The sequence below is a fragment of the Streptomyces sp. N35 genome (genome assembly GCF_016464295.1).
Lineage (GTDB): Bacteria > Actinomycetota > Actinomycetes > Streptomycetales > Streptomycetaceae > Streptomyces.
The window spans coordinates 23,078-32,473 of record NZ_JAEIMH010000082.1 but is presented as its reverse complement, the minus strand read 5'-3'; the positions used below and the strand labels follow the sequence as shown (position 1 = coordinate 32,473).

At 67.6% G+C, this 9,396-nt stretch carries 11 protein-coding genes; 7 read left to right on the top strand and 4 right to left on the bottom strand.

From position 1 onward, the window contains the following. Positions 1 to 124 precede the first annotated feature (124 nt). Positions 125 to 631, bottom strand: coding sequence for a DUF6262 family protein (locus JAO81_RS33270; RefSeq protein ID WP_233416276.1), 507 nt, complete (start codon positions 629 to 631; stop codon positions 125 to 127). Positions 632 to 1,019: 388 nt separating this feature from the next. Then, positions 1,020 to 1,214, bottom strand: a complete 195-nt coding sequence (locus JAO81_RS33265) for a hypothetical protein (RefSeq protein ID WP_199551698.1) — start codon at positions 1,212 to 1,214, stop codon at positions 1,020 to 1,022. A gap of 354 nt (positions 1,215 to 1,568) precedes the next feature. On the opposite strand from JAO81_RS33265, the gene JAO81_RS33260 reads away from it, so the two are divergent. The 4 genes from JAO81_RS33260 to JAO81_RS33245 all read left to right on the top strand — a co-directional run bounded on the left by JAO81_RS33260 (position 1,569) and on the right by JAO81_RS33245 (position 4,737). Beyond that, positions 1,569 to 1,985: a hypothetical protein gene (locus JAO81_RS33260; protein ID WP_199551697.1), complete on the top strand. Its 417-nt coding sequence runs from the start codon at positions 1,569 to 1,571 to the stop codon at positions 1,983 to 1,985. A 57-nt stretch (positions 1,986 to 2,042) separates the two neighbouring features. Further along, entirely contained in the window at positions 2,043 to 2,249 is a 207-nt protein-coding gene (locus tag JAO81_RS33255; protein WP_199551696.1) for a hypothetical protein, read from the top strand. Between the two features lie 179 nt (positions 2,250 to 2,428). Beyond that, entirely contained in the window at positions 2,429 to 3,319 is an 891-nt protein-coding gene (locus JAO81_RS33250; RefSeq protein ID WP_199551695.1) for a hypothetical protein, read from the top strand. Between the two features lie 371 nt (positions 3,320 to 3,690). Next, the gene (locus tag JAO81_RS33245) at positions 3,691 to 4,737 is read left to right on the top strand and encodes a hypothetical protein (RefSeq protein WP_199551694.1); all 1,047 of its coding nucleotides are present in this window, start codon (positions 3,691 to 3,693) and stop codon (positions 4,735 to 4,737) included. Positions 4,738 to 5,083: 346 nt separating this feature from the next. On the opposite strand, the gene JAO81_RS33240 is transcribed toward JAO81_RS33245, so the two are convergent. After that, positions 5,084 to 5,422 carry a co-chaperone YbbN gene (locus tag JAO81_RS33240; RefSeq protein ID WP_199551693.1) on the bottom strand — a complete coding sequence of 113 codons (339 nt, stop codon included), beginning with the start codon at positions 5,420 to 5,422 and terminating at the stop codon, positions 5,084 to 5,086. Between the two features lie 290 nt (positions 5,423 to 5,712). Here JAO81_RS33240 and JAO81_RS33235 point away from each other — a divergent pair, with 290 nt between their 5' ends. The 3 genes from JAO81_RS33235 (at position 5,713) to JAO81_RS33225 (ending at position 7,784) form a co-directional block, all read left to right on the top strand. Next, entirely contained in the window at positions 5,713 to 6,126 is a 414-nt protein-coding gene (locus JAO81_RS33235) for a hypothetical protein (RefSeq protein WP_199551692.1), read from the top strand. Between the two features lie 706 nt (positions 6,127 to 6,832). Further along, positions 6,833 to 7,270 carry a peptidoglycan-binding domain-containing protein gene (locus JAO81_RS33230; RefSeq protein WP_199551691.1) on the top strand — a complete coding sequence of 146 codons (438 nt, stop codon included), beginning with the start codon at positions 6,833 to 6,835 and terminating at the stop codon, positions 7,268 to 7,270. Positions 7,271 to 7,337: 67 nt separating this feature from the next. Then, complete coding sequence (locus JAO81_RS33225; protein ID WP_199551690.1) at positions 7,338 to 7,784, top strand: peptidoglycan-binding domain-containing protein; 447 nt, start codon at positions 7,338 to 7,340, stop codon at positions 7,782 to 7,784. 391 nt (positions 7,785 to 8,175) lie between these two features. On the opposite strand, the gene JAO81_RS33220 is transcribed toward JAO81_RS33225, so the two are convergent. Continuing rightward, positions 8,176 to 9,369, bottom strand: a complete 1,194-nt coding sequence (locus tag JAO81_RS33220; RefSeq protein ID WP_199551689.1) for an MFS transporter — start codon at positions 9,367 to 9,369, stop codon at positions 8,176 to 8,178. Positions 9,370 to 9,396 lie beyond the last annotated feature (27 nt).

Here is a 9,396-nt window from a genome sequence, read left to right as displayed (position 1 = left end):
CCCCCCCCCCGCCCGCCCCCCCCCCCCGTGGGGCCTGCCGGGGGCCGGGTCCGGCGGGCCCTCCCCCCGCCAGGAGCCGGCGTGGGTGACCTGAGCGATCAGAACGGACCGTGGCCAGTCGTGATCAAGGCCGGTGGTTCAGGGCCCGGGTCAACTCCCGATTGGCCGCTCGAGCAGCTTCCAGCTCCTCGGTCCGCTCGTCGAGTTCGCCTTGCTTGGCGGCGACTTCCTGCTCGAGGAGAGCGATGCGACGCTGGAGGTGGTCGATGTCGACGGGTGCGCCAAGACCGGATTCGGCCCAGATGGCATCGCCGAGCTGGGAAGACAGGCGGCTCTCCAGCTGGCGGACCCGTGCCGCGAAACGCTTGTTGCGTTCGAGTGCGTTTGTGAGGTCGGTTTGCAGCGAAGTCCGACTGACCGCTGCTGTTCGGCCCTCCTCAACAGGGGTGTTGGCGGCGGCATGGACGCGTTCGAGCAGGTCGGGGTGGCGATAGAGGAAGGTGCGGTCAACCCGGGCGGCTCTGGCGAGGCCGGAGACGGTGATGTCCCCACCGTTCTTGGCGGCGGCGTCGATGGCTTTCAGGACGCGTTCGCGGCGGCGGGCCGAGTCGGCGCGCTTGCCCTCGATCATGGGGTTGGTCATCCTGCGGGCCTTTCGGGCGGAGGTCCTGGGGCGGCCTGATGCGGGGCAGGCCGAGTGAGACGACACGGCGGGTGCGGCGGACCGTGGCGACGGCTTCCTTGATCTGGATACGGTCCTCCTCGGTGAGGTCCTCGAGGTCTTCGCGGACGCGTTTGACCAGGCGGCGGACCCGGGTGATCTCCTCGTCGGAGGGCATGGCCTCGGCCTCGGCCCATGAATCGGCGGCGAAGGCTGCGGGGCGTTCGCGGCCGCGGAGGAGATCGGCGAGGTATGCCTCCAGGTCGGGGAGGTAGGAGACGTCGGTGCGGAAGTGATCGCAGCCGACGCAGCGAAAGCGGACGGGGCAGTCGTGCCCGCCGGCCTGGACGTTGGTGGGCTAGGTGCAGAGTCCGTAGGAGACCTGGACCTCGCCGACGGCCCGGCGGGCGTGCTCAGAGTCGAGCAGGGCTTGTGCCTTGCGCCAGACACGGTTGCCGTTCCGATCGAACTGCATCGCGGTGACCCGCTCGACGGCCTCGCGCTTGCGGGTCTCGGTGACCCGGTAGTACTGCTGAGTGGTCCCTCGGCTCACTCCACTAGGCACCCCATGCCCCATGGCGGGCAGCGCCCCGGGCCCCCCCCGCCCCAGAACCCCAGGGGGAGAAACTGGGGGGGGGGCCCGGAGGCATGCCCGCCCGGGGCCCGCCTGCGCACGGACTCCGGGTCGGCGAGGACGTCGCCTTCGGTCACCGTCCATGAGTCTCCGAAGGGGGTGGCAACCTCGCCAGACCAACGCTCGGCATCGATCGTTGCCTCGCCGAACAGGGTTCGCAGGTCTCCGCGTTCTCCTCGAGCAAGAACCTCGGCATCGTCCTCCGCTGAGGATGAGACTGCGGGTCTCCCGGACACTGCGCGTGGCCCTGCCCAACAATGGAAGGACCGACCCATGCCGAAGCCCGCCACCGGTACCGGCGTGCAGATCGCCTTCCCCCGAGGTACTGATGCTCGCCGCCGGCTGTGGGTGCACTTATCCGGTGTCGTCGCTCGACGGGGTGGAGTCGGCGAGCGGGCCGTGACGCCGGACGATATGCAGCCCGTTGTGCTGATCATGAATATCCGCATGACGAGCGGTGCTGTTTTGGCGGCGCTGGTCACGGGTGTCACGGTCCTCGGTGCCGGCTCTGCGTCGGCCGCCAGCTACCGCTGCACGACGTCGAGCAAGACCATCGACCACCCCGGAAGCACCGCCCTATCGGACGACTTCGACTTCAAGGTGGCGACCTGCGCCAAGCGGGAGGGGGGCTACGTCTACTCCAAGTTCACCGTGGACATCGACGGTCCGCCTGGCTTCTCCGGCTACTAGGTCGTCAACTACGACACCCGCGGGCTGGCTCAGGTCAAGAAGTCCGGGTCTGGGGCCGTGGTGAAGTCCGCGTACGGGAGCGGCCTGGCAGGCAAGATGAACAGCCTCAACGGCTACGGCAACGCGATCTACACGAGCCCAACCACGCAGTACTGGCCCGCGGCCGGCTACCGGTACCGCGGGGGCAGCGTCCTGCAGATCGGCTGGAAGGACGACGGCGCTGGGTTGATGTCCTACAGCTTCTCCGTCTCGCCGACCGTCTGACACTCACACACTCAGCGCTCACCCCTGCGGGCGGAGCCCCCGGCCACCTGCGGATCGACGGTTTCTCGGGCACTCGCCAGCGTGATCCAGCCATGACGGACCCCGGTGCGTCTTTCTCCAAGAGGTGCGGTCGGCATATGAGCAAGGGTGCCCCCCCATGCCCATGACAAGGGGGATACGTGATCAAGAGATGGCTGATCGTCGGCGCGGCCCTGGCCGGTCTGTTCACCGCAGGTCTGGCGCCGGTTCAAGCGGCGGCGGAACCGGCAGCACCGCAGATGGCGGCACCTCCCGTCCGGGACGACTCGATCGATGAACCCGTGTACTTCCTCAAGGGATACTCGAAGGGCGACCCGCCGGGAGTCAACTGCGGCAACTACTGGGGCCCGGCACTCAAGTTCTTCAAGGACGAGGGGTGGCGAGGCCCACGGCATACCGTGGCCTTCTACGCCAACGACAGAAACTGCAGCATCCGTATCGCCCGAGGCTCCACCGCGACATCCATCCGCGAGCTGGGCCGACGCCTCGCCTGGGACATCCACCGCCGCTACTCGACGCAAGGGAAGTCAGTCGACCTCATCGGCCATTCGATGGGCGGACTCATCGCCCGCGCGGCGCTGACCGGAGTACAGAAGCAACTGCCCGGCTGGCCGCCGTACATCTACGTCGAGGACGTGGCGACGCTGGGCGCCCCGCACGACGGCATGGCGCTCGGCTACTTCTGCCTGGCGGCCCAACTGTCGCGCCAGTGCAAGGAGATGCGGCCCGGTTCCGGGTTCCTGGACTGGACGGATGAGAATCCGCAGTCGGCCCAGGGCACCGACTGGACCCTCATCGGCGCGAAGGACGACGGGGTCGTGGGCATGTCCGCACTGCGTATGCGCGCGGGCCACCGGGTCTGGTACACGGGAAACAACGCCGGATGGAGTCACGGGGCGCTCAACGACATCACCACAGGCACGTACGCGATGATCTACGAGAATCCGCCCGAGCTCGCGCAGGAGAAGAAGGAAGGCGCGGCGCCGGTCCGTGCCGCGATGAACTCCCTGTACTGGTGGAAGAACTGGTAACCACGCACGCGAGAAGAACCAAGTAACTCTCCTGGGCAGCACCCCCGCCATGGCGCTGCCCAGGAGGGTCCGCCGCTGTGGACGATGTCGAGGACGTACAGATGCTCGTGGGGCCGGTCGATCCAGTAGACGACTGCGAGCAGGCGCGCTTCAGCCAAGGCCTGGGGGCTGGATCCTCGTGCGGATGCCTGAACCGCAGGGCGATGCTCGCAACTGTCAGCACTGCCCGCCGATCAACTCCTTGACGGGACCGGGGAAGGCGATCGCTGCGACTGTGCCCTGCCGCTCTCGCACTCGTATGCCGGCACTGCTGTCAGTGCATGGTGCGATGCTGCGGTCAGCAACACTGATCAAGTCTTCTTGGGGGACACATGCGCGGCGAGCGATCAAGGTCCGGTCCGCCTTCGGTCCGCTTCGAGGCTTCGTGGTGCGCTACCGACCTGGGTGCGTACCGCGACTGCGCCGCTACCTACGAGCGCTACCGGTACGAAAGCCTCCCACCGCTCGAGGCAGCTCAGTTCACGGGCGCCTTCCAATGGCTCGGTGGCACTGGTGAACCCATTCCCGAACAGGTCACGGCACTCAGCCGCCTGGCTGAAGACCTGACCGCGAAGGGCGTGACGCTGCCACGGGACTTCGTCACCTACCACGCGGACTCGAAGTTGGCCCTCACGCTGGACGAGGTCTCGGTGACCGGCTGCTGGACCGACATCTCAGAACCTCTGCCCAGCCCCGTCGAACCCGGCGCCTTTCTGGTCCGCTTTCTGCGCGATCAACAGGACTGTGTCCTGTGGTACCTCTACCTCCGCCCCACAGGTGAGACGTTCGTGGTGGACTCCTACCTCGACTACGAGTACATGTACGAGGCGCAGCGCGACGGGGACTGGACAGATACCGACCTCGATGACCTGGAGGAGCAGACAGCCGCTATCACCTGGAGCGCACCCTCCTTCGAGGAGTTCGCCGCACGATTCTGGATCGAGAACCGCCTCTGGCTCGCCCTCCAGAACAATGAACTTCCCAGTGCCGAGCCACAGTTACGTGACTACCTGCGCCACTACGGGCCCCTGCCAGCCGATTCGGCCAGCGTCGAGGAGGGCGCTCGCCATGGACGATGGCCGCTGGGCCAGCTGGCCCGAGCCATGGGCAGGCACGGACGACGACATACGCACGATCACGAGCGCGGTTCCGCAGAAGGCCAAAGACGGATTCACGTACGACGCAATCCCCCGGCAGCAGTTCCCGCACTTCTACGGCCCAGGCGAAGACGTACCACGCCTCCTTGCGACCCTCGCCTCTACAGATGCCGACGCAGCCGGCCTGGCCCCGGGGCAATTGTGGGAAACCTCCACCACCAGGGCAGCACGATGGCGGTAGGAGCACTGGCAGTGCTATCGCGCCGTACGCGGCGGCGGTGATCACGAGCAAGTGCCACACGGCGCGACGCTGCGCAAATGAGGGCTTGGGTCAGGAATTAGGTCAGGGGGTGTGAGGAGAGTCCACGACACGGAAATCTAAAGGGAGCCGTGTCGTGGCCAGCAGGAACCGCGTCTATGCCTCGTTGAACGCCGAATGGGCGCTGGTGTGAGCCGAACCCCGCGGTGCGGGTCTCGTGGCCGACTGGCTGGAGGGCGCTGGGGTGTTCGGTCAAGGCGAAGCACCCAGGCGCTGGGTGGTCTGCTGGACGAGCTGGTGCGGCAGGACCGTCCCAGCTGCCTGCGGTGCGCCTCGTCCACCCGGCCGGGACCCGGATACCTCACCTCCTCACGCGTGCGGGGCCACGAACTCCCTGAGCCCCTCCAAGGCCAGCGGCCCCTGCCATACGGCCACCCTTTCCTTCTGCTTGATCAGGAGGAATGTCGGCGCGGAGGTGACATGGAAACGCCGCGTCGGCTCCGGACAGCGCGTCATATCGACCTTCACGGCCGTCAGACGATCCCCGTACTCCTCAACCAGCTCACGAACAAGGCAGTCCATCTGCCGGCATACCTCCACAGCCTTGGGCCAGGCCCCGCAGAAAAAGGCAAGCACCGGCCCTGTCGACTTAGCGAGGATGAAATCAAACTCCGCGCCCTCCATCGGCTGGTGAATACGGCCCGCCATCAACACTCCTCCGCAGATCAGCTATACGGCATCCCTCATCATCCCCGACCCTCACGACAACCACATGCCAACGCACCACACGCTCAACAGGGAAGACGTCACGCCGCAAGGCAGCCGAGGACTGTTCCGCCTCAGAAGTGCCCGACCCGGCCGCTGACTGGGCCCGGGCCTCAGCCGCGGGTGAGGGGCACTGTTTGCATCCAGATGCAAAGTGCTCCCTGCCCGGCCTCGGTCCCCTAGGCTGCCCGCTGTTCCTGCTCGGATTCGGCCGACTTTCAGGGGGAGATCGCATGGGGATACGAGGCAAACAGACCGCGGTGCTGGCAGCCGCGACGGGCATCGTGGCGGTTCTGCTGCACACAGGTCCGGCGCACGCGGCAGTGGCGGTACGCGATGCGCGTTGCTCGACCACGGGCGCCCAGGGGTGGATGGTGGCGGAGATCTACTCCGGGTACGTCACCGGCCACACCAACGTCAAGGACACGCTCGGCGACGGCCATCACGCCCGGGCTCGGTTCGTCGTTGCCACCACCGCCGGCCACTACTACGGAGACTGGGTCAAAGCCACCGGCGGCAAAGGCGACTGGCAGGACGCCTACGACACAGTCGCCTACAACGGCCGAGTGACTGGCATCGCAATCCAAGCCGCACGGTTCGAGAAGAACAGCATGTTCAACGACTGCGTCGTTTACGACTACAACTGACCAACCCAACCCACCCCACACAGTGGGGACCGGACCCGGCCCGGTAGCGGATGCGCACCGCAGAGGGCCGTCCGACACGCGCCACACACGAGCGCAGGGCCCCGGAACTGTGAACCGTCTCCGGGGCTCTGTCCGTGCCTCCCCAGCCATTGACGAGGCGTTCCGCGACCGTGCAGGCAGGTCCAGCGGCCTCGCTCGGTACCGAGTGCCTTCCCTGACGGAACTGCGCCCCGAGCAAGGCCTCGGCGTCCTGCGGTCCGCGGCCCGTGCGTACGCCGATGAGCGCTCGCGCTGGAGACCGTGAGCCCGGCCGCGGCCTACGCGCCCCTGGCACGCGAACGACGTGCTTCCGGGCCGTGTTGGGTTCCCAAAACTCTAACGGCTCGTTGCCCAAGGTCGCATGGACCGCATCCACCACACCCTTCTCAGCCGGTCCTCCACCTGCACCTCAGCCGCCAGGACCGACGCAGGCGCATCGTGTCCGACGTCGTCTCGTCTCGCTCGGGCTGGGTGCGTCGTCCCATGGTCATGGCAACGGCGTTGAGACACCCGGCACACCGCGATCTGGGCGCCGCAGCTGACAGATCATGACCAGTGGCCTGCGCCTTCCAGGTTTCTGCAAGGTCTCCACATGGTTCGCGCGCCAGGCTCACCTGTCATGAGGCTCCACAAGGGGCCGCCTGTTTCACATTTTTCAGGGGGAAGCATGATGAAGCTCCGCGCGCTGCGCACCAGGGTGGGAATCTCCGTCGCAGCCGTCGCGCTCTCCGGCGCCGGGCTCGGCCTGGCCACCGCGGCGCCCGCGTCTGCCGCCTACGCGGGCTACTGCAACGGGTGGGTGGACGATGAGATCTCCAACTCCGGGTTCCACGCGAAGCTTCCTGCTTACAACGGGAACGTCAACTGCCAGATGTACAAGGGCGCGAGCCACAACGGCGTCAAGGCTCTGCAGATCACGCTTAACAGGTGCTACGGCCGGAGCCTCACCGAGGACGGAGTCTTCGGCAACAACACCAGGACCGCGCTCATCTACGCGCAGGGTGTCGAGAAGATCGGCACGGACGGTGGCTACGGCACGGAGACCCGCACCAACCTCGAGTGGGCCTACCAGTACAGCGGCAACGGGCGTTGGAGCTGCTTCTGAGCGCCAAGCGGCAACACCTGACGGCGCAGACCAGCACAGCCGACTCAGGCGAACGTAGAAGGGGAACATGTCCAAGCTCCGCACGCTGCGCACCAGGGTGGGAATCTCCGCCGCAGCCGTCGCGCTGTCGGGCGCCGGGCTCGGCCTGGCCACAGCGACGCCCGCCTCCGCCGCCTACGCGGGATACTGCAACAACCAGGCGAGCAAGGCCATGTCCGGGGCCGGCAACCTCGTCGCCAGGCTTCCTGCGTACAACGGCAACATCAACTGCCAGATGTACAAGGGCGCGAACAGCTCCGCCGTCAAGGCTCTGCAGACCACGCTCAACAAGTGCTACGGCCGGAGCCTCACCGAAGACGGAGTCTTCGGCGACAACACCAGGACCGCGCTCATCTACGCGCAGGGCCAAGAGAAGATCGGCACAGACGGCGGCTACGGCGAACAGACCCGCACCAACATAGGGTGGTATTTCAAGAACACCACGGGAAGCGGCGGTACCTGCGCCTACCTCTGACACGCGCCACACACCAGCGCAGAGCCCCGGACCTGGGAACGTCTCCGGGGCTCTGCGCTCGTGTGTCACCAGCCACTGGTGAGGCGCTCCTCGAGGTGCGGGATCACGCGGCCGCGGAGGGCATGGGCAGGCTCTCGTGGTCCATCCTGGACCGGAGGGCAATTCACGCGACGGTCTATCCACCTCCACGGAAGAACGGGCGCTTTCTCCACGGAGACGCACACCCCGCACAACAGGCGGACGCCACCACGCAGTACACGCCACACCAGCACACCCCAGGCCATCAGCCCCGGCCGCTCGACCCCACTTCGCCGCAAAGCCACCGCGAGGATGTTCACACGTACGCCGATCTGCGCCTCTGAAACATGGCGCGAATGGCCGGACGCGAGGGCTAGTCATGGTCATCGTGTGCGCGGAGGGCCCGCGGCAGGCGGAGTGCGACCATGAGCGTGGCGAGGGTGCCGGCCGCGCCGGCGATCAGGAAGGTCGCCGGGGCCGAGGTGGCGTCCAGGAGGACGCCGCCTGCCACGTACGACAGCGCGGCTGCTGCGCCGATGCCGCCGTACAAAGTGCCGAACACGCGGCCGAGCAGGCCGGTCGGGACGTGCCGCTGGATGAGGGTGTTGGTGGCCACGTCCATCGCGGCGATGCCCAGGCCGCGCACAGTCTGCAGTGTGAAGGCCGCCGCGACCGCCCAGGTCAGCCCGGTGAGCAGATTGCCGACGCTGCTGATCGCGAACCCGGCGACGAGCAGCCCGGCCATGCCGAGCCGGCCGGAGTGGCGGGAGAGCAGTGCGTACCCGGCGAGCAGGCCGATGCCTGCGCCGGCGAGCAGTACGCCCACGGCCGCGTCGCCGGACTCGAACGTGTCCTTGGCGAGCACCACCAGCGCCACGTCGTCGATGCCGTTGCAAGCGACAACAGCGCAGAAGCCGAGCCCGATCACCCGTACCGCCGGAGTCGACCGGATGAAACGCAGGCCCTCGCGCGCGCCGGCCAGCAGCGCGGGCGCCGCCGGTGCGGGTGGGATCGGACGGAGCGTGACGAGCAGCAGCGCGGAGACGGCGAAGGTCGCGGCGTCGACGAGCAGCGCCCCTCGTACGCCCACCATCGGTAGGAGGGCGGCGGCCAGCAAAGGGCCGACCGCCTCGGCCCCGTTGGTGCCGAAGCCCAGTGCGGAATTCGCGACCGGCAGATCGCGGTCGGCGACCAGGGCGGGCACGGCGGCGCGGGAGGCCGGGAGGAAGACCTGGCCCGCCAGCGCGCGCAGGCCGACCAGGACGAGCACCAGGACCAGATGATCGAGCGAGACGGCGATGGCCACCAGCAGTACAGCCTGGACCAGCTCACACCCGACCATGACCCGGCGCAGGTCGAAGCGATCGCTGATCGCCCCGGACAGTGGCCCGAAGAGGGACGGTGCGAAGTCACCCACCAGCAGCAGCACCGATACGGCCAGCGCCTGACCGGTCGTGTCGGCGACGTGCACCATGAGGGCAACCAGGCTGAGCGCGTCACCCCCGCTGGACAGGAAGCGGGCCACGCACAGCGACCGGAAGGCGCGGTTGGCCGCCAGTAACCCCATTGCGCCCACAGGGTCTTGGGATTCGGG